The sequence below is a fragment of the Desulfosporosinus acidiphilus SJ4 genome (assembly GCF_000255115.2).
Lineage (GTDB): Bacteria > Bacillota > Desulfitobacteriia > Desulfitobacteriales > Desulfitobacteriaceae > Desulfosporosinus > Desulfosporosinus acidiphilus.
On record NC_018068.1, the window covers coordinates 4,882,290 to 4,903,993 of the forward strand.

Annotated in this window: 20 protein-coding genes, 5 tRNA genes and 2 riboswitches; of the genes, 2 read left to right on the forward strand and 23 right to left on the reverse strand. The window is 42.1% G+C overall.

Annotation, left to right across the window (positions count from 1 at the left end):
• Positions 1-108: 108 nt before the first annotated feature.
• Both DESACI_RS22295 and DESACI_RS22300 read right to left on the reverse strand, forming a co-directional pair.
• Positions 109-489 carry a hypothetical protein gene (locus DESACI_RS22295; RefSeq protein WP_041276179.1) on the reverse strand — a complete coding sequence of 127 codons (381 nt, stop codon included), beginning with the start codon at positions 487-489 and terminating at the stop codon, positions 109-111.
• A gap of 142 nt (positions 490-631) precedes the next feature.
• Positions 632-706, reverse strand: a tRNA-Gly gene (locus DESACI_RS22300).
• Positions 707-1,069: 363 nt separating this feature from the next.
• A riboswitch (cyclic di-GMP riboswitch) is annotated at positions 1,070-1,154 on the forward strand.
• A gap of 39 nt (positions 1,155-1,193) precedes the next feature.
• Between DESACI_RS22300 and DESACI_RS23320 the strand changes: the two genes are divergently transcribed.
• The gene (locus DESACI_RS23320) at positions 1,194-2,366 is read left to right on the forward strand and encodes an HD-GYP domain-containing protein (protein WP_148271363.1); all 1,173 of its coding nucleotides are present in this window, start codon (positions 1,194-1,196) and stop codon (positions 2,364-2,366) included.
• A 125-nt stretch (positions 2,367-2,491) separates the two neighbouring features.
• Here the strand turns inward: DESACI_RS23320 and DESACI_RS22310 are convergent.
• The 21 genes from DESACI_RS22310 to DESACI_RS24375 form a co-directional block, all read right to left on the reverse strand.
• Positions 2,492-2,567 (reverse strand) — tRNA-Phe (locus DESACI_RS22310).
• An 11-nt stretch (positions 2,568-2,578) separates the two neighbouring features.
• Positions 2,579-2,654 (reverse strand) — tRNA-Glu (locus DESACI_RS22315).
• Positions 2,655-2,839: 185 nt separating this feature from the next.
• The gene (locus tag DESACI_RS22320; protein WP_014829493.1) at positions 2,840-4,609 is read right to left on the reverse strand and encodes a methyl-accepting chemotaxis protein; all 1,770 of its coding nucleotides are present in this window, start codon (positions 4,607-4,609) and stop codon (positions 2,840-2,842) included.
• An 83-nt stretch (positions 4,610-4,692) separates the two neighbouring features.
• Positions 4,693-4,773: riboswitch (cyclic di-GMP riboswitch) on the reverse strand.
• A gap of 162 nt (positions 4,774-4,935) precedes the next feature.
• Positions 4,936-5,011 (reverse strand) — tRNA-Lys (locus DESACI_RS22325).
• A gap of 75 nt (positions 5,012-5,086) precedes the next feature.
• A complete protein-coding gene (locus DESACI_RS22330) occupies positions 5,087-6,370 on the reverse strand; it encodes an adenylosuccinate synthase (RefSeq protein WP_014829494.1) in 1,284 nt (427 codons plus the stop codon).
• A gap of 56 nt (positions 6,371-6,426) precedes the next feature.
• Positions 6,427-7,722 (reverse strand): adenylosuccinate lyase, encoded by a 1,296-nt coding sequence (gene purB, locus DESACI_RS22335; RefSeq protein ID WP_014829495.1) that lies wholly within the window; start codon positions 7,720-7,722, stop codon positions 6,427-6,429.
• 152 nt (positions 7,723-7,874) lie between these two features.
• Positions 7,875-9,290: an NAD(P)/FAD-dependent oxidoreductase gene (locus tag DESACI_RS22340; RefSeq protein WP_014829496.1), complete on the reverse strand. Its 1,416-nt coding sequence runs from the start codon at positions 9,288-9,290 to the stop codon at positions 7,875-7,877.
• Positions 9,291-9,644: 354 nt separating this feature from the next.
• Positions 9,645-10,979 carry a replicative DNA helicase gene (dnaB, locus tag DESACI_RS22345; protein WP_014829497.1) on the reverse strand — a complete coding sequence of 445 codons (1,335 nt, stop codon included), beginning with the start codon at positions 10,977-10,979 and terminating at the stop codon, positions 9,645-9,647.
• A 38-nt stretch (positions 10,980-11,017) separates the two neighbouring features.
• Positions 11,018-12,916, reverse strand: coding sequence for a Lon family ATP-dependent protease (gene lonC, locus DESACI_RS22350; RefSeq protein WP_014829498.1), 1,899 nt, complete (start codon positions 12,914-12,916; stop codon positions 11,018-11,020).
• Positions 12,917-12,974: 58 nt separating this feature from the next.
• On the reverse strand, positions 12,975-13,421 hold the full coding sequence (gene rplI, locus DESACI_RS22355) for a 50S ribosomal protein L9 (protein WP_014829499.1): 447 nt from the start codon (positions 13,419-13,421) through the stop codon (positions 12,975-12,977).
• 12 nt (positions 13,422-13,433) lie between these two features.
• Positions 13,434-14,363: a DUF2232 domain-containing protein gene (locus DESACI_RS22360; protein WP_014829500.1), complete on the reverse strand. Its 930-nt coding sequence runs from the start codon at positions 14,361-14,363 to the stop codon at positions 13,434-13,436.
• Positions 14,364-14,385: 22 nt separating this feature from the next.
• A complete protein-coding gene (locus tag DESACI_RS22365) occupies positions 14,386-14,736 on the reverse strand; it encodes a MazG-like family protein (RefSeq protein WP_014829501.1) in 351 nt (116 codons plus the stop codon).
• Positions 14,737-14,831: 95 nt separating this feature from the next.
• Positions 14,832-15,062, reverse strand: coding sequence for a 30S ribosomal protein S18 (rpsR, locus tag DESACI_RS22370; RefSeq protein ID WP_014829502.1), 231 nt, complete (start codon positions 15,060-15,062; stop codon positions 14,832-14,834).
• A gap of 19 nt (positions 15,063-15,081) precedes the next feature.
• Entirely contained in the window at positions 15,082-15,486 is a 405-nt protein-coding gene (locus tag DESACI_RS22375) for a single-stranded DNA-binding protein (protein WP_014829503.1), read from the reverse strand.
• A gap of 18 nt (positions 15,487-15,504) precedes the next feature.
• Positions 15,505-15,792, reverse strand: coding sequence for a 30S ribosomal protein S6 (gene rpsF / locus DESACI_RS22380; RefSeq protein WP_014829504.1), 288 nt, complete (start codon positions 15,790-15,792; stop codon positions 15,505-15,507).
• A gap of 102 nt (positions 15,793-15,894) precedes the next feature.
• Positions 15,895-16,995, reverse strand: a complete 1,101-nt coding sequence (gene ychF, locus DESACI_RS22385) for a redox-regulated ATPase YchF (RefSeq protein WP_014829505.1) — start codon at positions 16,993-16,995, stop codon at positions 15,895-15,897.
• A 14-nt stretch (positions 16,996-17,009) separates the two neighbouring features.
• Positions 17,010-17,204: a DUF951 domain-containing protein gene (locus DESACI_RS22390; protein ID WP_014829506.1), complete on the reverse strand. Its 195-nt coding sequence runs from the start codon at positions 17,202-17,204 to the stop codon at positions 17,010-17,012.
• A gap of 266 nt (positions 17,205-17,470) precedes the next feature.
• Positions 17,471-18,373 carry a mechanosensitive ion channel family protein gene (locus DESACI_RS22395; protein WP_014829507.1) on the reverse strand — a complete coding sequence of 301 codons (903 nt, stop codon included), beginning with the start codon at positions 18,371-18,373 and terminating at the stop codon, positions 17,471-17,473.
• Between the two features lie 69 nt (positions 18,374-18,442).
• Entirely contained in the window at positions 18,443-19,816 is a 1,374-nt protein-coding gene (locus DESACI_RS22400; protein WP_014829508.1) for an aminopeptidase, read from the reverse strand.
• Between the two features lie 118 nt (positions 19,817-19,934).
• Entirely contained in the window at positions 19,935-20,672 is a 738-nt protein-coding gene (locus DESACI_RS22405; RefSeq protein WP_014829509.1) for a CvpA family protein, read from the reverse strand.
• A gap of 349 nt (positions 20,673-21,021) precedes the next feature.
• A tRNA-Sec gene (locus tag DESACI_RS24375) sits at positions 21,022-21,119 on the reverse strand.
• 285 nt (positions 21,120-21,404) lie between these two features.
• On the opposite strand from DESACI_RS24375, the gene DESACI_RS22410 reads away from it, so the two are divergent.
• Positions 21,405-21,620, forward strand: a complete 216-nt coding sequence (locus DESACI_RS22410; protein WP_014829510.1) for a hypothetical protein — start codon at positions 21,405-21,407, stop codon at positions 21,618-21,620.
• Positions 21,621-21,704 lie beyond the last annotated feature (84 nt).

Sequence of the window (21,704 nt, forward strand, 5' to 3'; positions counted from 1 at the left end):
ACTGCCGGAGTATGCGTCATGGTTTCAGTGCCAAAAGATTATTTAGGCACCCTCATCACGAAGAGTGCCTAAATAATCTTTTGTATTTTTATTTCCTTTACTTTTTACCTACTTTGAGAGAACCGTCAGCAAAACGTCCTCCTCGAAAATTGAAACTGAAATATTGGCAATATGGTCATCTTTGTGAGCTATAAAATTTATAACTGGTGTTTCTTCTTTGATCTCCCAACCATCTTTAGTCAGGATAGTTTTATAGGCCTCATAAACCACAGTATCCTTTGATTTATGAACGATATACTTTGCTTTGCCAAGAGGCTGCTCGGGAGTTGCCGGAACGAACTCACTTGCTTGTACCCAGTGGTATGAGGGTAGGTATGGGAATTCTTTAGTGCATGGTATCTTTAATTTGGCAGAATCATCATTATTAAGATTAGTATTTTCCTGACTGGAATTTTTAGAGCCAAATACTCTGGAAAGAAGCTTACCCAATAAAATCACCCCGAATATTATTAGTCTTATATTTAGAGAATTTTATACGTTTATAAAAGAGATGTCAAATAAACTCCTTTTAACAGCGCCCCTTCCGAGATTAAAATAAAAACCCGCAATCACTTGCAGGCTAGTTTTTCAATGGAGCGGACGACGAGATTCGAACTCGCGATCCTCGGCTTGGGAAGCCAATGCTCTACCGCTGAGCCACGTCCGCATGATTATTTCGACTTCTCAATCTTAGGCATTTCTATACCTAACGTAACTTTCGCTCGACATTATAAAATTATAAAGGCTAAGGCCTGATATGTCAACTCATCCCCGTTGAAGTGAACAATAATTATGTTCCTAAATTATGTTCCTATTTCTTAATCTTTGTTATGAAGTAACAGATATAAGTATAAATTAGTCATAAATAATATTAAGGATAAAAACTTTTTCGAGTGACAAGATTCGATGAAATTTTAGCCTTTTAGGGAGTAAAATTTAAGTGTTGGAAATAGCGCCTTAAAAATTTAATTTTGATTGCAATTCAAAGTGAGTCTCTGAAATCACTTTAATCCGAAATTAATATTGAGTCTTTCGACAAGGGCAAACTTAGCGAAAGCTAAGGACGCAAAGTCATGGGCCTTAGGGTTTAAACTGATGGCAGCCAGACTACCGAAAAAACCGAATGTCTTTGTCGCCGTTTATGGCGGCTTTTTTTGATATTCAAATTACATGATGAAAGGACTATGGTAATGCGCTGTGTCAGTGTTTCCAACCTAAAACCGGGCGATGTTCTGGAAGAATCTGTTCTTGACAACAAAGGCCGGCCCTTGCTTACAAAAGGAAATATATTAACCCAAAGACACATTGAGTATTTGCGCAAATACAGAATAGAATCTGTGTATCTTGACGAACAGAATTCCCCTCTGCGTGAAGAAAGTTCGATTTGTCGGCGGCCATGCGAAAAAGCCATGGGCATCTTACACGAATCTGCGTATCTTGACCTGCCATATTCTTCCGAAAACGTAGAGATCTTACTTACCCAACGGATATGTGATGCAACAATTGCCATCTTACGCGAAATGGCAAATAATCTGATACAAGTCTCGATCCCTCAAAAACGGGATTATACACGTCAAGTTGGCCAGATTGTAGAGGAGATCATTGATGAACTGTCTCAGCCTCACTGTAGGAATTCGCTGTCCTTTCTGATTCAGCTGAAGAATTATGATTTTTATACGTATACCCACAGTGTTAATGTGATGATTCTTTCTATGGTGGCCGGAATACCTCTCGGGCTAAACAATAATAGCCTAAAAAGTCTGGGGATCGGTGCTTTATTTCATGATATAGGTAAAATGTCTGTACCGATTCAAATCCTAAACAAGAGGAAACAACTTAATGCTGAGGAGATAACCCAAGTCAAAATGCATTCCTTAAAAGGATATTACAGAATGAAAGAAGACGGCTTCCTTGATCAGAATGGAAAAGCGGTTATTCTGCAGCATCATGAAAAAGTGGACGGTACTGGCTATCCTAACAAGCGAAAAGGAAAGGATATTCACGAGTTCGCCAAAATTGCAGCTGTAGCAGATATTTATGACGCATTAACCAGTGAACGGCCACACCGCAACCATTGGGCGCCGTCAGAAGCCTTGGAATATATTTATTCCATCGCCGGCAGCCATCTGGAGGTAGATATCGTGACCAAATTTGCCCGCAGTATCGCGCCATATCCTCTGGGTTCCTTTGTTCAATGCTCTAATGGCATGAAAGGTTATGTCGTTGACAATATAATTAACCCTCATCGTCCTGTCTTACAAGTAGGGAAAAATAGGATTGATCTGAACACCAAATTCAATATAACAATTACGGACATTATGTTTTAGGACTATTAGCTGAAATGTCAAAAGGAGTTCTAATGATTTCTCTGAGGATAAATCATTAGAACTCCTAATTAGTTTCTAATCTTTCAAAATCTATCGTGCGAATCGTCTTGACTATTCATTGTAAATGGTGCCTCAGGACGGAATCGAACCGCCGACACGAGGATTTTCAGTCCTCTGCTCTACCGACTGAGCTACCGAGGCAGATATAGATATGGTGACCCGTACGGGATTCGAACCCGTGTAACCGCCGTGAAAGGGCGATGTCTTAGACCGCTTGACCAACGGGCCATTTCTGAGAGTATAATTCCCTTGTGCGATGCCTTAAGGAATCTCGCTCACAGATATGAATTGTACAGGAAACCTAGTCGGGTGTCAAGTACTCTTTAAAACTCCTAACAACTATAAGCGATATTCTTCTAGTGATATTTCTTGTCAGGCCCAAGTACTTTGATCACAGACCTCACCTTTATTGATTAGACATTAAATTTCTTCAGCGCAGCTTGCAGTTCTTCTGCCATAGTAGACAGGAACTTACTGGAAGAAGCAATTTCCTGAACAGAAGCAGTTTGTTCCTCTGTAGCCGCAGAAACAGTCTGAGTTTGATCGGTAATAATGCGACTCGTATCAAAGACTTCGGAGACTGAGGCAACAATCCGTTCATTGCCCAAGGCCATTTGTTGAATCTCCCCTGAAATTTCTCCAACTTGAGTTGTTACATCCTCAATTAAAGTCGAAATTTCTTTGAATGCTTGACCAGCTGTTTCAGCGACCTCAGTACCCAATTTTACCTGATGAGTTCCTTCGTTGATTGACAAAACAGCCTTTTGCGTATCTTGTTGGATTTCATGAATTAATGCAGCAATTTGTTGCGAAGCTTCCTGGGATTGTTCGGCTAATTTACGCACTTCGTCAGCGACAACAGCAAATCCTTTACCTTGCTCACCGGCTCGAGCTGCCTCAATTGCAGCATTTAAGGCAAGCAAATTTGTTTGCGCAGCTATCCCCGAAATCGTATCAACAATTTGTCCGATTTCCTTGGAACGCTCACCTAAGGTCATAACGACTTCTGCCGAACCGGTTACGGTCTGGTCAATCGTCGCCATTTGTTGAATTGTCTTGTCAATTGCAGCACTTCCTTCTGAAGCTGAAAGGGCTGTTTTCTCCGAAGATCTTACAACCACCTTAGCATTTTCAACCATTTGCTGAATTCCGGCTGACATCTGTTCAACAATAGCTGACGATTCATTCATCGCATTCAGCTGCTTTTCAGCTCCTTGCGAGACTTCCATAATGGCTGCTGCAACTTGACTGGAAGCTTGTGCGGATTGTTCTGCGCCGGCGCTAAGTTGCTGCGATGATGCTGCCACTTGGGCAGCAGAGGAAGATACTTGTTTTACCAGTTGGTTCAAGTTATCTACCATAGTGTTAAAAGCTCTGCCAAGCTTTCCCAATTCGTCTTTTGCGCTGGTATCAAACTTTTTAATATTAAGGTTTCCTTTTGCAATTTCTTCGGCTGTCTCTGCCACGTCGTTTATCTGTTTTGAAATCTTATTGCTCAGAACTGTGCCCAATACTAAGGCGACTCCGAAAGCTAAAATCATTGAAACAATGGTCGAAATGACACTTACTTGCCCTGCTTTAACGACCTCTTGTTGCTTAACTGCCACAAGCTTGTCCATATCATCAACCCAGTTGCCTGTCCCAATTACCCAGTTATAAGGTTTAAATAACAGGGTGTAGCCTCGCTTCGGGAGAGGCTGCGTTTGATTCGGCTTGGCAAAAGTATAATCAGTATACCCGCCATCCGGTTTTGACCCATTGGCAATCATTTCTTTGATAAAATATTTACCCTGAGTGTCCTGTGCGTTAAGACGGGATTTGCCCTCGGACTCGACTCTTCCGAGAAGAACTACATTTATTCCTTCAGTCGTATCGATCCAGAAATAATTACCATTGTCAAACCGAAGTTGCCTAACTAAATCGGCTGCCGTAGTTTTGGCTTGTTCCGGTGTTAATTCTCCTTTTTGTTGCTTATTATACTCTTCCTGAACCAGGCTATAGGCCGTTTGCACCTCCAGCTTAATCTGCCTGTCAAATTGTTCGTACAAAGTCGTACGATATTGAGCTATATTGCTTTGTTCCGTCGTAATGACGCTATAAATATTATAGCCGCCAAGGATGAGCCCCATAATTAATGTAGTAACTAACAAGAGTAGGAGAATACGATATTTGATTTTTGTCAACCTCAACATCCTTCCTTTAAGTTCATAGATTGATTCAATAAAAAACAAAATCGCCATTCGATAGGAATGGCGACTAAGTCCTCTTTAGTAACTCGGCCATCATCCTTATTTGGAGACCCGTAGCTTTGCGTCCCTAGCTCACGCTAGGTTTGCTCTTTTCAAGTGTCCTTTGCTTCATATGAATTTAAATCAATGCAATACCTATATGGTGAAGTCATCCAAAGCATCACAAAGATTGTCTGAACTTGGAAGACCAGACTGATGACCATCTATCAAATATCCCTGTATTCTCACTCAAAAACTCTTATGAGTTACGACAGAAACAATGGTGAGCCATCCGCGACTCGAACGCGGGACACCCTGATTAAAAGTCAGGTGCTCTACCGACTGAGCTAATGGCTCAAAAAGACCTATGTTTCGTATAAAATGTTACAGGAAAGTTCTAAATGTGTCAAGATTCTTTTCTTTATTACATATTTAGAAGATTGTACCACGCACAATAGTTTGTTCCCGCCCGGGCCCTACGGCTATTAAGGTTGCATTAACACCCGTCAGCTTTTCGATCCGCTTAATATAATTTTGAGCAGCCTCTGGCAATTCTTCAAAGCGTCGAACTTTGGTTAAATCCTCCTGCCAACCAGGCAGCTCCTCATAAACCGGCTGACAGTTCTCAAATATCTTTTGGCTTTGGGGAAACTCATAAATTACTTCGTTATTAACCCGATAGCCAACACAAATCTTTAAGGTCTTAAGTCCCGTAAGGACATCGAGTTTTGTAACAGCAAAATCTGAAATTCCGCTGACACGTGCCGCATAGCGTGCAATCAACGCATCGAACCAGCCACAGCGGCGAGGGCGGCCTGTTGTGGTGCCAAATTCATGGCCATTTGCCCGCATTTCTTCTCCTATCTCATCTAAAAGTTCCGTAGGAAAAGGTCCTTCTCCCACGCGAGTTGTATAAGCTTTAATGACACCAACGACTCGATCAATGCGTGTCGGCCCAACGCCTGCCCCGATACATGCTCCCCCGGCGATAGGATTAGAGGAGGTAACGTAGGGATAGGTTCCATGATCTATGTCTAACAAGGTACCCTGAGCACCTTCAAATAGTACTTTTTCCCCGGTTCGCAGGCAATCGTCAATGGCTAAAGAGCTGTCAGTAACCATGGGACGGATTTTTTCAGCATAACCTAAGTAAGTTTGGTAGATATCTTCAAATTTCATGGGTTCTTTGCCGTAAACTTTAACTAAAAGGTTATTTTTTTCTTCTAAATTACGGTGCAGTTTCTCAGCAAATTCTTCATTATCGAGGAGATCGATAACCCGGATACCAACCCGCGAGGCCTTATCCATGTAAGCCGGGCCGATACCGCGTTTTGTCGTTCCGATTTTATTATTTCCCCGGCCCTCTTCTTCGAGACCGTCCAGGACCAGGTGATAAGGCATAATCACGTGAGCATTGCTGCTGATTAGAAGTTTACCGGTTTTGATACCCCGTTCTTCTAAATAATTTAATTCTTCCAACAAAACCTTGGGATCAATAACTACACCATTGCCAATAACACATGTCTTATCTTCATAAAGTATCCCTGAGGGAATTAAGTGTAGTTTGAACTCTTCGCCATTGGTTACAACGGTATGCCCGGCATTATTACCTCCCTGATAGCGAACAACCATATTTGCCTTTTCAGCTAAGAAATCCGTAATCTTTCCTTTTCCTTCGTCTCCCCATTGCGAACCAATTAATACAACACCAGCCATAAATAATTCCTCCCGTCTTTCAATCAAATAACATATTATCCCAGATCATAATTATTTTACTCTAAACCCATACGTTTAAAAATATCATCGACATGTTGGAGATGATAACTCAAGTCAAAGAGTCCCTGAAGTTTGTTTTTGCTCAAATAATTGGCAATCCTTTTATCTTCAGAAACAACCTCGATGAAATCTTTTCCCTGATCCCAGGCTTGAAAAGCATCCTGTTGAACCCAGGCGTATGCTTCTTCCCGCATACACCCTTGTTCTACCAACGCCAGGAGAACTCGCTGAGATGACGTTAGACCATAAGTCTTTTGTAAATTTCGTTTCATTTGCTCTCCGCGAATCTTCAGTCCCGAAATAATTCGAGTCATCTGCCTAAGCATATGATCAAGGAGCAGACAGCTGTCCGGCAAAATAACCCGTTCAACGGAACTGTGAGTCATATCTCTTTCATGCCAAAGTGCCATATTTTCCATGGCCGCTAAAGCATTACCTCTTATAAGTCTTGCCATCCCGCTTACCTGTTCACAAACAATGGGATTCCGCTTATGCGGCATTGCCGAAGAGCCTTTTTGCCCTTCAGCAAAGGGTTCCTCCACTTCAAGGATATCTGTGCGCTGCAAATTGCGAATTTCCGTAGCAATCTTTTCTAAGGAACCGGCAATTAAAGCGAGAGTGGTCATAAAATGAGCATGCCGGTCTCGCTGTAAAATCTGATTACTCACTAAAGCTCTTGTCAACCCTAAGTACTTACATACAGCTTCTTCCACCTCTGGAGATACATTAGCATAGGTTCCAACCGCACCAGATATTTTTCCTGCACTTACTGATAAAATTGCCTGATCCAGACGTTCCTCCTGACGATCCAGTTCGGCGATCCATAAAGCTAATTTTAGGCCAAAAGTCAAGGGTTCTGCGTGAATACCATGTGTCCGTCCCACCATGACGGTATATTTGCTTTCTAAAGATCTTTTGGCTAAAGCTTCCCTTAAATCACGAAGATCTTTCTTCAGCAACAGTCCGGAATCTCTCAGAACAAGGCTTAAGGCCGTATCTTTTACGTCAGACGAGGTTAAACCTAAATGCAAGTATTTGCCCGCTTCTCCGATCTCCTCGACAACCGCCTGCAAAAAGGCGATCAGATCATGCCTGACGATGGCTTCGATTTCTAGAATTCGTTTCGGATTAACTTTCGCTGAACGTCTGATTGCCTCCATAGCTTCAAGAGGAATTTCTCCCCGCTTTGTCATTACTTCGGCAACTGCAAGTTCAACCTCTAACCAACGCTCGTATTCATAGCCGTCTTTCCATAGCTTTCCCATTTCGGGGTGTGTGTATCGTTCCAGCAACAACATTCGCCCCCTTTTGATATCTTCTCTATAATGACCGCTAAATATTGCTTAAAAGCTTTAAAATTAGTCAACGCTTATCATATCAATACAGATTACTCAGTGAAACTACAGATGAGTTAACCCCATCTGTAGTCAAAATAACGTCTTATTTATGATTCTTTAGATACAATGTCTCTCCCCACGACAATCCCTGTTGCAGAGGCCTGCATCAATCCGCGTGTAATCCCAGCCCCGTCTCCAATAGTATAAAGATTAGGAATAGCTGTTTCAAAATTGTTCTTAACTTTAACCTTTGAAGAATAGAATTTTACCTCAACTCCATAAAGCAACGTATTTTTCGAATACATCCCCGGAGCAATCTTATCGAATGCCCTGAGAGTTTCAGTTAAAGACGTCAAATACCTTGCAGGCAGAACATAACTGAGATCCCCTGGCACCGCTGATAAAAGTGTCGGGATCGTTGTCGACTTGCGAAGACGACTGTCTGTTGTTCTTCTCCCTTGAATAAGATCGCCTAACCGTTGAACCATAACTCCTCCGCCGGTCAGCATATTAGCTAATCTAGCGATGTATCGTCCGTACTCAATGGGTTGATTAAAGGGTTCCGTAAAATGAGTGGAAACCAACAAAGCAAAATTCGTGTTTTTCGTCTTTTTAGCAGCGTCGGCATAACTATGACCATTCACAACTGCGATTCCGCCGTCATAATGTTCTTCAGAAACAACTCCTCCGGGATTGACACAGAAACTCCTGGTTTTAAGGTCAAACGTATCTGAATAATAAACGAGCTTTGCTTCATATAACTCTTTTGTCAAATGATCCATAACCGAGTTCGGAACTTCTACGCGAACTCCGATATCGATCTCGTTATTTTCAGTGACTACTCCTAAACGGACAGTTTGAGCAGTAAGCCAGTTAGCCCCCCCTCGTCCGGGTGCAGCAACAACATAGCGTGCTGATACTTCATCAAGCTCAGATTTATCACGGCGTTGAATGACCGCCCCTTGGACACCTGAGGGATCTGCCAGAATATCTTTGACTTCAGCAAGTTCCCAGAATTCAGTATTTGTCTCGGTCATTAAATGATGATACATGCCTTTCAAAACCTCATAGGCCAACTCAGTTCCTAAATGCCGTACGGGGCAATGAATTAATTGAATATTATGCCGGGATGCATCATATTGGATTTCCTCGACCCGGCGAGTATCCAGACCATAGACCCTTTCCTGAGCTCCAAATTGACGGTATATAGAGTCCGCATAGTCAATCAGTGATTGTGCTTGATCTTCCCTCATGTATTCCGTCAGACGACCGCCCACGGCGGGACTTAAGGATAATTTTCCGTCACTGAAAGCTCCTGCCCCAGACCAGCCCCTGGTGATGGAACAAGGATTGCACCCAGCACAAACTCCGGTAGTTCTAGCAGGACACTTTCTTTTTTCTATGGTACGCCCGCTGTCTACAATCAGAATTTTCAGGTTTTTATTGTGCTTAGACAGCTCTAACGCTGTAAATATACCGGCTGGCCCTGCTCCGATAATTAAGATATCAACTTCATGTTTCAAGGTATCCCCTCCGAGAGAGATTTATATTCGCGCCGAGAAGGAACTTTTCATCGCAAACACTCTCATCTTAACAATCATCCCTGCTATTGTCAATGCAATTACCGAACATTCATTAAGAATACATGAATAATATTCGATAGATAATTACATAAATATCCATATGCTTAAGCCTTACTCTGCAGCCAATACACACTGCGATTGGTAAAGAACGTATAAAACCGACCCTGAGAAAACTGCCCCGAATACTAAAGACCTCAAAGGAAGGCAGCTTCACCCTCAAGAATAAACTTATTGCCTGGGGCGTCAATAGTACAAAAAAACCTTCTGTCCGGAAAAGTGAACAGAAGGAACTTATTATTGCACTTGGTGTTGACGATCAAGATTTACGAATTTAGTAAATTCTTTCAAGAAACCCAATTCTACGGTCCCCACAGGACCATTACGATGCTTAGCTATGATTAACTCTGCAATACCCTTTTTTTCTGATTCCTGATTATAATATTCGTCCCTATAAATGAAAGATATAACATCGGCATCAGCCTCAATGGCTCCGGACTCTAATAAGTCGGACATAATCGGGCGTTTATCTTGTCGTTGTTCCACACCCCGGTTAAGCTGAGATAAGGCAATTACCGGAACTTTGAGTTCCCGTGCAAGCCCTTTAAGCGATCTCGAGATCTGTGCAACTTCTTGTTGTCGGCTTTCTGATCGTTTTCCTACAGACAGCAACTGTAAATAGTCAATAATAATCATGCCTAGATCATGCTCCGTTTTTAGGCGCCGAGCCTTTGAACGCAGCTCTGCTAAGGAAATTCCTACGGTATCGTCAATAAAAATGGGGGCTTCAGACAAAGGTCCCACCGCTCGGGTCAGCTTTGGCCAATCTGCATCCAATAAATCGCCCGTCCTGACGCGCTGCTGATCAACCATCGCCTCACCACAGAGCATTCTTTGTACTAACTGTTCTTTAGACATTTCCAGACTAAAAATCGCCACGGGAACTTTACCCCGAACTGCAGCGTTTTGAGCCATGTTTAAAACCAATGCTGTTTTACCCATGGATGGACGGGCAGCAATAATCACCAGATCTGAGGGCTGCCATCCAGAAGTCATTCGATCCAACTCTGTAAAAAAGGTTGGAATCCCGGTTAGATTTCCTTTATTAGCATAAAGATATTCGATTTTCTCGAAGGTATCTAAAAGAACATCCCTGATTATGCTAAAACCATCTTTAACTCGTCTGCGTGAGAGATCAAGTATTAACCTTTCCGCTTCTTCAAGAAGCGTTTTCGCTTCTTCGCCGGGTTCATAACCCCGTTCAAAAATGCTGCCGGTCACTTGTATAAGCTGGCGCAAAAGCGCTTTTTCACTAACTATCCTGGAATAATACTCTACGTTGGCTGCCGACGGCACCGAACGGGCAATCTCAGAAATTGTAGCAATACCGCCAACCTGATCTAATCGCCCCTGCTGGCGCAGGATTTCCGCAACGCTTACAAGGTCGATAGGGGCTCCTTTTTCAAAGAGCTCACGAATGGCTGCAAAAATCAAACGATGATTATCCCGATAAAAATCATCGGCTTGAAGTAATTCAAAAACAGAACTGCCGGATTCAGGTTCAAGCATCATAGCCCCTAAGACTGCCTGCTCAGCTTCTAAGTTCTGCGGTGGAACTTTTATTAGTTCCATATCTGCTTCTCCTCCCGGTAACTCACAATCTTCGGCACTTAAAAGATGTGTCTCATAGCCTCTTCAATGGTACCCACCCCTATGACTTCAATCCCGCGCAAGCTTTGAGGGACATCCACCATATTTTCCAGAGGAATTAAGACTTTACGCACGTCAGCCTGTTTGGCACCAAATATTTTTTCATAGATGCCCCCAACAGGTTTAACTTTGCCCTGAATTGAAATTTCCCCAGTCACTGCTACATCCTGACGCAGAGGACGTTTCTTCAAAGCACTGTATATTGCCAATGTCGTAGCTAGCCCCGCCGACGGTCCATCTATTTTAGCTCCGCCAATTACATTGACATGAACATCATAATTGCGAAGATTCTCTCCAGTTAATTCGCGAATCACTGCCGTGGCATTAAAGACAGCATCTCTTGCCATACTGCCGGCCGTTTCGTTAAAACGTACACTCCCTTTATCTTCCTGGCTTTTAAAGGTTATCGCTTCTATTTCCAAAACTGAGCCTAAAAAGCCGGCGACTCCCAGCCCCAAAATACGGCCGATTTCCAGATTTGCCTGAGCCTTCCGAAAAACATAGGGAGTAAGACGGGATGATCGCAGGACTTCATGAACATCAGCGCAGGTAATGCGCACGACTTCCTGGTCAGTATTGCGGAACCTTGCTAAACCGTAGGCATCCGTCAAAATGCTCGTCGCTTTTCTGCCCTCGATAACATATTCACTAATGATCTCAGGAACTTTGTCCTCAAGAACAACGCCAAGTTTTTCAGCGGCTTGGCAGATTATGTGTTGGACATCTTGCGGTTCCAGAGGAACGAAGAAAACTTCGGAACATCGAGACCTCAAGGCAGGGTTTAATTCCATAGGGTCACGAGTGGTAGCTCCTATGAGGACAAAATCTGCCGGTGCTCCTTCATCAAAGAGCTTTTTAATCCACTGAGGCACTTGTGGATCACTAGGATCATAATAGGACGAATCAAACGTTACTCGCTTATCTTCCAGGACCTTCAGTAATTTATTTAAAAGCAAGGGGTCCATTTCTCCAATTTCATCGATAAATAGAATGCCGCCGTGAGCATCACTCACCAAACCCATTTTGGGCTCCGGCACTCCCGTATCTGCTAAATCTCGCTTCGAACCCTGATAGATAGGATCATGAACAGAGCCCATGAGAGGATTTGTTACATCTCTGGGATCCCAGCGCAGGGTCGTTCCATCAACTTCTATAAAAGGAGCTTCTTTGGCAAAGGGAGAATTAACATGATTCTTGACAGTCTCTAAAGCGACACGAGCAGCAGAAGTTTTACCAACCCCCGGGGGGCCATAAATTAAAATATGCTGGGGATAGGGCGTCGCCAACTTGGCCAGCAGAGCTTGAACAGCAGCTCCCTGACCAACGATTTCCTCAATTGTTTTTGGGCGAAGTACCTCTGCAGCTGTACGCTTGAGAGAAACCGTATTCATCTTTTCGAGAATCGCCAGTTTTTTTAGAGTCTGTGCATTTTCTGGTCCAGCTGTTTCCTGAAGAACCTGAATCTTGATTTCTTTGACATAATCCTCATGCCGTTCTTGAATCTTCTCAGAGACAACCCGTTCTAAACGATCTTCAATAGAACGACGAGCAATTAGCTCCGCAATCTTATCTTCGATATCATCTAATAGTTTTGGTATCTCATGGGCTTGAGGAAGATCCTGAACAGTGGGATCATCCATCACAATTTTTCGCAGCCCTGCGACTCTGTCTATAAGGTTCTCAGAACGCATCAAGGGCAAAGCTTCTAACTTAGTAGCCTTAAGCACCAACTTATCTGTCCCATAATAATTAGAAATTAAACTATAAAGAGCCTCAACTTCTCGTTCCCATTCTTCCTCGTCAAGTAACCGGTCTCCAAAATTCTTATGATTCAGCCATTTTGTCAAAATCCCTTTCATCAGGGGTCCCCTTTCACGCGATCAAACTTCGCCGCCACGACTCAAAGAAATCCTAAACTTAGGTTGCCGAAACATGGACTCGAAGCTTAGCTGTCACCTCAGGATGAATCTTAACCGAAACTTCATAACTCCCCAAAGCTTTTATGGGGTCTTTTAATTCAAGTTTTCGCTTGTCAACTTCTATACCGTGTTGTTTTTTCAACACTTCGGCAATCTCTTTGCTGGTCACGGAGCCAAATAATCGTCCGCCTTCACCGGTTTTAGTCTGAACTTCAACCTGAAGAGCATTAAGTTGGTTTCCTAAAACAACAGCATCCTCTTTTTCTTTCTCCTTGCGGCGTTCTTCTGCAGCTTTCTTATGAGAAATATCCTGAATATTTCCTGTAGTTGCTTCAACGGCTAACTTTTTAGGAAACAGGAAGTTTCGCGCGTATCCATCCGCCACTTCATAAACCTGTCCCTTTTTACCTGTTCCTTTTACATCTGCTTGAAGAATGACCTTCATATTAATTCCCCCTTATGATTCCTCGGGTAAACGACGAAAATTAAAAACCAGATCAAAAAGTCCAAACAATATAATTGTTAAAACACTAAAATAAAAATAAATAACGCTCGCTAAGATCAAGATCCATTTGAGAAATCGAGGTATTTTAGGCGATCGAAGCAAATATGAGTAAACGGAAATTCCAAGAATCAGTGTCACGGCCCCGTAGATGACCATTAAGTTGATTCCCAGTCCTCGAAGAGCAGCCCAAGAATACTGATCCCCCAAAAGATAAAAAGCTATACCCAAAACAGCCCCCCAGACAGCGTACCAAGGCAACTTCCAACGGGCAAAGGGTATTCTTCCTTGCGGGTTCAGCCATCGCCTAAAAAAGTAGAAAACAAAAGCATACTCAAGTAAGGCCTGCAGTACAGCAAAGGTCGGGAGGATCATAACATAAAACTGAATTCCCTCTTGCATTAACTGCCGCAGCTGCACTTCACTAATTCCTTGTTGCTGCATTGCGCTTAACAAGCCAGATGCTTTATACTGTTGAACCATTGAATTAATAATTTCCGTAACAGATTTAGCATCTATTCCCTGTCCTGCAAATAATAGCGTGGGTATCACGCCTAAAATTGCAGCAATTACTGAACTCCAAAAAAAGGTTACCTGAACCGGCCACCTTTTCCACCCATAAACTCCAAGAAGGCCTGCTAAAGGTACAAAACTCATTTGACTCAATGGGGTTGATCCAAACACAATTAATGGCACCACATAACCAATTACCGAAAGCACTGAGGCAATTAGCAGCCCTTTACGAAACCCGATTAAGAACACCGCAATTAACACAAATACCGACCAAAAAAATCCCCAAGTCCCCCATACTATTCCCAACCAGGGAAACGTTAAGAGAATGGCCCCGGCGACATAGCTAACAGCCACTTCATCTCGTAAAAACATGTCCTGCAATTCTCCTATTAACTTAGTCCTCAGGTGCAAGATAACTTAAGAGTAAACTTAAATCTCCCCACTGCTTTTCAAGATTCATTTCATCTGTAGTTTTAATTTCCTCAAGACGTTGTAAAAGTACACGGTCGAGACGGGAAAAATCAAAACCTAACCTTCTCGCCATTAGATAACTCATTCCGACTAAATCCGCCAAACCCTGAAGCATCTCAGTTTCAGATCCGCTTAGCGTCCCGTGTTGAATTAGCCATTGGGCCTGAATCAAACTGACTTTGAGTTCTTCGATAGCCCTCAAGCCCTTTACAACATCTACTTCAATATTTTCCAGGGCCGCCCCCTCCTCCAACTGGATTTCTTCAAAATACAATTCGTGATAACTCTGTTAATTTCCTGCCCTTGTCCAGAATGAAAATACTCCCAAGGAACTTAATAAAATCAAAAAGGGAGCTCTCGCTCCCTTTTCTATTCTACACTATACGGTAACAAGGCAATGCTACGAGCACGTTTGATGGCCAAGGTCACTTGGCGCTGATGCATAGCGCAGTTCCCAGAAATTCGACGGGGTAAAATTTTACCGCGTTCCGTAATATACTTACGAAGTTTGTGTGTCTCTTTGTAATCCATAGATTCTACTTTATCAACACAGAAACTGCACACCCGTTTGCGAGGGCGGCGTCCACGTTCACGTTTCATACAAATCTCCCTTCCCTATCTAGAATGGGATGTCATCATCCAAATTAACTTCATGCCCAAAGGAACGATTTCCGGTCTGAGCAGCCATGTCTTGTCCTCCGCTGTCCTTTGGACTTAGAAGATGAACATTTTCTCCTATAACCTCCGTTACCCACCGTTTTTGGCCATCTTGCGCTGAATAAGAACGAACTTGAATTCGTCCATCCACGGCAGCCATTTTTCCCTTTGCCAAATAATTAGCAGTAAACTCGGCGAGTTGACGATAAACAACGCAAGGTATAAAGTCCGTATCCCGTTCTCCCTGAGCATTTTTGAAATTGCGATCAATTGCCAATGTAAAGTTGGTTACGGCAACCCCCGTAGGGGTATAACGCAATTCGGGGTCTTTAGTTAAACGGCCAATTAAAACGACTTTATTTAACATGGTTGCCCCACCGCCCTTTTAATCATCTTTTTTAACGGTTAAAAAGCGAATGACATCGTCGGAAATTTTCATAACCCGTTCAATTTCCTGAGATGTTTTTCCTTCGGCTTCAAAATTCATGAGGACATATTGGCCTTCTTTGTAATCGTTGATTTCATAGGCCAAGCGGCGTTTGCCCCATTTATCAACCGTTACGTTTTGCCCGCCATTGCTGGCAGCAAGTCCACTTAAACGGTCAACGAGTGCATTCGTAGCTTCCTCATCCATATCTGGCCGGATAATATAAAGTATTTCGTACGCTTTCATATTTGCACCTCCCCCCGGACTAACGGCCCCATCTAATGGAGCAGGGATATTTGATTACCAATACAAGATTATATCATTTTGTCCTCTAAAAGGCAACTATTATTAAACATTAAACCGGAAATGAACGATATCGCCGTTACGCATTATATAATCTTTTCCTTCCAAACGTACTAACCCTTTATCTCGAGCACCATTCAAGCCGTCATTTTCTACAAAATCCTCGTAAGAAACCACTTCAGCTCGTATAAACCCCCGTTCAAAATCCGTATGAATCACCCCCGCAGCTTGAGGTGCCTTCGTTCCCTGATAAATTGTCCACGCTTTTACTTCCATTGGTCCGGAAGTAAAAAACGTCATAAGTCCAAGGAGATGGAATGATACCCGGATCAGTTGGTCTAAGCCAGATTCCTCTAATCCTAAATCTTGTAAGAAAACTTCCTTTTCTTCTGCTTCAAGTTCTGCTATTTCTGCCTCTATCTGAGCACAGACTACAACAACTTCTGCCCCTTCTGCGGCCGCAATTGCTCGAACCTGCTGAACGTAAGGATTATCTTCCGCTGTGGCTAAGCCGTCTTCACGTACATTGGCAACATAGACTATAGGTTTTAAGGTCAAAAGTGAAAATCCTTTAAGGATTTCACGTTCTTCGTCTGAAAAAGTTAATGCACGTGCGCCTTTTCCCTGATTAAACGTATCTTTTAGACGATTGAGAAGCTCAGCTTCTGCTCCGGCTTTCTTGTCTCCCATTTTTAGAAGTTTATTCGTGCGTTCCGAACGTCTCTCAATACTTTCCATATCCGCAAGGATCAATTCAAGATCAATCGTCTCAATGTCACGTTTTGGATCAATTGACCCCTCAACATGAACTACATTAGGGTCTTCAAAACAACGAACAACATGTACAATCGCATCTACTTCTCGAATATGAGACAGAAACTTGTTCCCAAGCCCTTCTCCCTTGCTTGCTCCTTTAACCAATCCGGCAATATCAACAAATTCAACGGTGGCAGGTACAATTTTCTTAGGATGAACCATATCCGCAAGTTTTTGCAGACGAAGATCCGGAACTTCTACCATACCGACATTTGGATCTATTGTACAAAAAGGGTAGTTGGCGGCCTCAGCACCTGCTTGGGTAATCGCATTAAACAACGTCGATTTCCCTACATTCGGCAAACCGACAATTCCTGCATGTAATGTCATGATTGACCTCCTCTTTAGTCTTCCTCAGCTCTTTGAAGAATCTCTTTAATATTACGTTCAAGCTTAATCCGCGGAATCCAGGCTTGATGTTGGCAGCCTATGCACTGAATTCGAAAATCCATACCGGTTCTCATAATTTTCCACTCTGAGCTTCCGCAAGGATGAGGCTTTCTTAAGCGAACTATATCCCCCACATTTAATTGAACCATGGTTAATTATCTCCTCCCAAGTTAGGCTGCGAGGTTTATATTTCTTTCAGTTCTTTCGCTGGCTACACATAATTTAATCGTTATATTAGTTTTATAATTCCCAAAGACCAAATTCAATGCAACATAAAATTATAATTAGTAATTAATAATTTGTGATTTTATAAATCCGAAACCACTGTAAAACAAAAACATTACCCACAACCACTTTTAGAAGTGGGGTCTTGAAAGCTGGATAATCTCTAAGTTATTAAGATACCTTTCGAAGCTTAGACCTTTGTTGATGATGAAGTGTCTGGTTCGTTTGCCGTGTACCTGGTAGGATCAGTAATAATAACGCTTTGAAAACGAGGCGTTTGAATTCCTTCTTTTAAAAATGCGCTGTGAATTCTGCGCCGCAGTTCTCTCTCTAACCCCCACTGCTCGTCAGGCTTCGTGAAGGCAATCACTCTCAATACTACATTTCGCTCTCCAAATTGAGTTATCCCCTGAACTGTAGGAGCCTCCACAATTTTTTCGCCAAATTCAACAGTAACTTCCTCACAAACTGCTCGTATCACATCCATAGCCCGTTCCAGATCTTCTTCATAGGGTATCTGAATTTCCACATTGGCTAACATTTTTCCTCTGCTGTAGTTAGTAACTGCAGTTATACTTCCATTGGGAATAATATGCAATTCTCCGCCCCAAGCCCTTAGATGAGTTGTCCGAACTCCAGTCTCCTCAACAGTACCAATAAACTCACCTATTTTAACATAATCACCTACAGAAAATTGATTTTCAAATAGAATAAAAAAACCGCTGATCATGTCTTTAACAAGACTTTGTGACCCAAAGCCTAAGGCAACACCTAAAACGCCTGCCGAAGCCACTATGCTTCCCGAACCAATGTTAAAGAGATGCTTTAAAATTTGCAATGCAACCAAAAAAGTTAAAAGATAGAAGGACATACTTCGCAATAAAGAAAATAAGGTATTTGCTTTACGCTCTTCTAAAAGAATCTTTCCTTTTCTCTGCACAAGCATACGCCTGAGAAAGTAAATGAGCAAACTATAGGTAACACGGGCAAGAATCAAAAGCTCAACGATATAAAGCAAGTTATTCAGGATAAGGAATTCTAACTCTCGCCAATTCATGGATGTTATGTTTTTGGGGAACCATGAGACATTCATTGTTAAATCGTCCTTTTTGCATGATCTCTATTTGCACATACAAAATGCAAGAAAAGAAACCGTCTATACTTATTGAGAGGATAGAAATGACCGATACCCTCGCATCAGCATAACAAAATCTGCGGTTGAGGAAATTTCCCAAGGTGCATGCATGCTTAGAATACCAACACCGCAATCTAAAACCTCCATGCCGTAAACTGCCATGAACTGGGCGATGGTCCCTCCGCCTCCTTGGTCAACTTTACCTAATTCCGCCGTTTGCCAGGAGATCTTGTTCTCGTTAAAAATTCGTCGAACTTCCGCCAAAAATTCTGGGTTGGCATCATTGGACTCGGCTTTGCCTCTTGCTCCGGTATATTTGCAAATAACAACACCTCGCCCCAGAAAAGCAGCATTTCGTTTGTCCATTACCTCAGCAAAGTTTGGATCAAACCCTGCCGTAACATCTGCAGAAAGAGCTTTACTATTTGCCATAGACCGCCGAACCATGAGTCCATTATATGTGCCCGTTTGTAATGCAAGAAGTTCGGCTATAAAGTTTTCCAAATAACGAGCTTTCATTCCCGTATTAGAGTCGCTCCCAATTTCCTCCTTATCGGCAAAAAGAACAACCGTCGTCCATTCAGGGGATTCGATTTCTTCTATCGCTTTCCAAGCTGCGAAGGAACAGATTCGGTCATCCTGTCCGTAACCGGCAATAAAGCTTTTATCGATACCCGCCCAACGAGCTTTTCCCGCCGGGACGATCTCAAATTCAGAGCTTACAAAGTCCTCCTCTTCCATCCCATATTTTTCCTTAAGGATATCGAGGATTGCGCTTTTAACGCGTTCGTCTCCTTCCCTTTGGGCAGGGATGTGACCCAACAATAGATTCAGACCTTCCCCTGGGATTGCTTCACGTAATTTCTTATCATATTGGTCCTTTGCTAAATGCGGCAACAAATCATTAATTGTAAAAATAGGATCATCATCATCCTCCCCAATGACGATTTCCCTTTTCTGTCCGTCAGCTAACACCACCACGCCATGAATGGCCAGAGGCAGTGCCGTCCATTGGTATTTTTTTATCCCGCCATAATAATGCGTTTTCAAATAAGCAAGTCCTTCATCTTCATAAAGAGGATGGGGTTTTAAATCGAGGCGAGGTGCATCGATATGAGCGGCAACTAGGCGAAATCCTTCTTGTAACGGACGTTTACCGGCAATCGCCAGAATACCTGCTTTATTACGCACGCCCAAACGAACCTTTTGCCCAGTCAAAAAAGTTTTCGTTTCCGAAAGCGGATTAAAACCTGCATTTGCAGCAGATTGCTCCAAAATCTTCCAGGATTCTCTTTCTGTTTTTCCTTCGCTGAGGAATGCCAAATAATCTTTTAGAATCTGCTTTTCTCGATCCGATAGTAACAACTCTTCCCAAGCTAGATTTTTCTTTTGAATGCTCACAATATCTCCTTACTTTCCTTGATTACTTCATTATAATAGGAATAAATATTTTATAGATATAAATATTCGATTAAAACCTATTATCCTAAGTTTTTATCTTCACTATATAATTTATGTATTAAAACCAAGTTCCCTTTTCTTTTATGAGTGGTTCGATCAATTTTTGACTAAGTTGAGTTGAAAAGGCCTGATCCATTTCATTGAAGATTTTCAGCAAATAGGGAAATGACGCTGAATTTTGCAAAAGAGCAGTAAAGCTGCTGCCAAAGCCCATTTTTATAAGTGGAGAAATCAGGCCGGCAAAAACCGACAAACCTATAATTGAACTCAAAGCACCCAAAAAAAGGCCTCCTCCCCGGTTCATCGAGCTGCCCCAACTCCCCAAGGGTTTTAATAAGAGGGCCATAAATAGTTGAACTAAAAGTACAATACCATAAAAAACTATAGCAAAGGCAGTAAGACTGAGTAAACGGTCTGTAAACACTCCTGCTAACCGTTGTGTGACCTGTTCTATCGTTTGTGTCATTTGTTGGCCTGAGACATTAACTGAAGCAAAGACGCTTCGCCATTCTTCCGGTAAAGCACCTAGAATATTTCCTAAAACTTGCTGTTCTAGGGTTGATGCCTTTAGCTGAATCAGGGGAAGGAGCGTTTTATAAACAATGGGCTCTAGCCATTGATGCAGCGGAAAATACTTTTCTGCCCATTGAAGAAAAGGTGAATATTCCCGCGATGCAACCATAAAACCCACTAAATAACTTATAATACTTATAATGCTAGTTATAAGTCCTTTCCGATAACCATTTAAAGCACCGAATAAGATAAAACCTAAGATAAGGATATCAATTAGATTCATACAACCCCCCCTCCTTAAATCATTAAACATCTCATTTTTCAAATAGATTCATCTATACCCTATTCTATTCTCAGAAGTAAAAATCCTCCTCTTGTCTCTTGCTAAGAACAGACCTATAATGCTTATAGAAAAACTGGCAGGCGCCCGAAGACACTGTCTTCGCAGGTATTAACTCTTCTTGAAGTAATACAACCAAACGTTATACTTTCTAATAGTATAAAAAGACAGCTTTTCGCTGCCTCATCTTTAAAACGTTTAAATTTCTTAGGTTCAATCTTAGTATCCAGGCTTTTTTACCAGTGGTCAGGATTATTATTTATTTTTATGTTCGAATCTTACAAACTTTATATGGCGGGGATGCGTGCGAATCGAACACACCTCGGAACGTTCTGCGTCCCGACACGCGGATTTGAAGTCCGGGAGCAGCACCAGCCACCATCCATCCCCACTAATGTCAGTAATTTTAACACATTCATTGACAATATGGAAGTGCTTCTTCTATCTTATCCAAGAAATGGTGAATAGAGTCTTTGCATTTATTCAAAATCCCCCAGATCATGGACATAATCAGGGAGTGTTACAGTAAATCTCTTCTCGACGCAAAAAGATATAAATATCAGGTTAGACGACATAAAATTTTAGAAGGTTCATTTCCGAAGATGTAAAATATGTAAGCTATGTTCGAAATTATCTATTTAAAATTTTTATGTACTGTAAGAAAAGGGGGGTACTATGGAAAAAAGAAAACCTAAACCATCTGCAAATCCAGTGCTTAAAGATGTAACGCTTTTATTTGGCCTTTTATTTTTTTTAGTTCTTCTGGCTGCTGTAATCCCAGCCTTAAAATTTATCTGTGAAGTTTTGATTATCCTAACTCTATTATGGTTTTTGGGGGTAACTATTTTTAGGATTATAAAGTTCATAATACGTCTAATAAATGGTGTATAACGTACTTATGCGCTGCCAGGGGATTCTTAAGGGGCAGCAGTTCTAGTACTATTAAAATGTTTAACGTTCGTTTACATTCTAACC

Bases quoted from the DNA above. Each gene is read 5' to 3' on its own strand.
- DESACI_RS22330 (WP_014829494.1), bottom strand. From the start codon at position 6,370: ATGGCTGGTGTTGTATTAATTGGTTCGCAATGGGGAGACGAAGGAAAA.
- dnaB (WP_014829497.1), bottom strand. From the start codon at position 10,979: ATGGAACTAATAAAAGTTCCACCGCAGAACTTAGAAGCTGAGCAGGCA.
- lonC (WP_014829498.1), bottom strand. From the start codon at position 12,916: ATGAAAGGGATTTTGACAAAATGGCTGAATCATAAGAATTTTGGAGAC.
- rplI (WP_014829499.1), bottom strand. From the start codon at position 13,421: ATGAAGGTCATTCTTCAAGCAGATGTAAAAGGAACAGGTAAAAAGGGA.
- DESACI_RS22360 (WP_014829500.1), bottom strand. From the start codon at position 14,363: ATGTTTTTACGAGATGAAGTGGCTGTTAGCTATGTCGCCGGGGCCATT.
- rpsR (WP_014829502.1), bottom strand. From the start codon at position 15,062: ATGAAACGTGAACGTGGACGCCGCCCTCGCAAACGGGTGTGCAGTTTC.
- DESACI_RS22375 (WP_014829503.1), bottom strand. From the start codon at position 15,486: ATGTTAAATAAAGTCGTTTTAATTGGCCGTTTAACTAAAGACCCCGAA.
- rpsF (WP_014829504.1), bottom strand. From the start codon at position 15,792: ATGAAAGCGTACGAAATACTTTATATTATCCGGCCAGATATGGATGAG.
- ychF (WP_014829505.1), bottom strand. From the start codon at position 16,995: ATGACATTACATGCAGGAATTGTCGGTTTGCCGAATGTAGGGAAATCG.
- DESACI_RS22390 (WP_014829506.1), bottom strand. From the start codon at position 17,204: ATGGTTCAATTAAATGTGGGGGATATAGTTCGCTTAAGAAAGCCTCAT.
- DESACI_RS22395 (WP_014829507.1), bottom strand. From the start codon at position 18,373: ATGAATGTCTCATGGTTCCCCAAAAACATAACATCCATGAATTGGCGA.
- DESACI_RS22405 (WP_014829509.1), bottom strand. From the start codon at position 20,672: ATGAATCTAATTGATATCCTTATCTTAGGTTTTATCTTATTCGGTGCT.
- DESACI_RS22410 (WP_014829510.1), top strand. From the start codon at position 21,405: ATGGAAAAAAGAAAACCTAAACCATCTGCAAATCCAGTGCTTAAAGAT.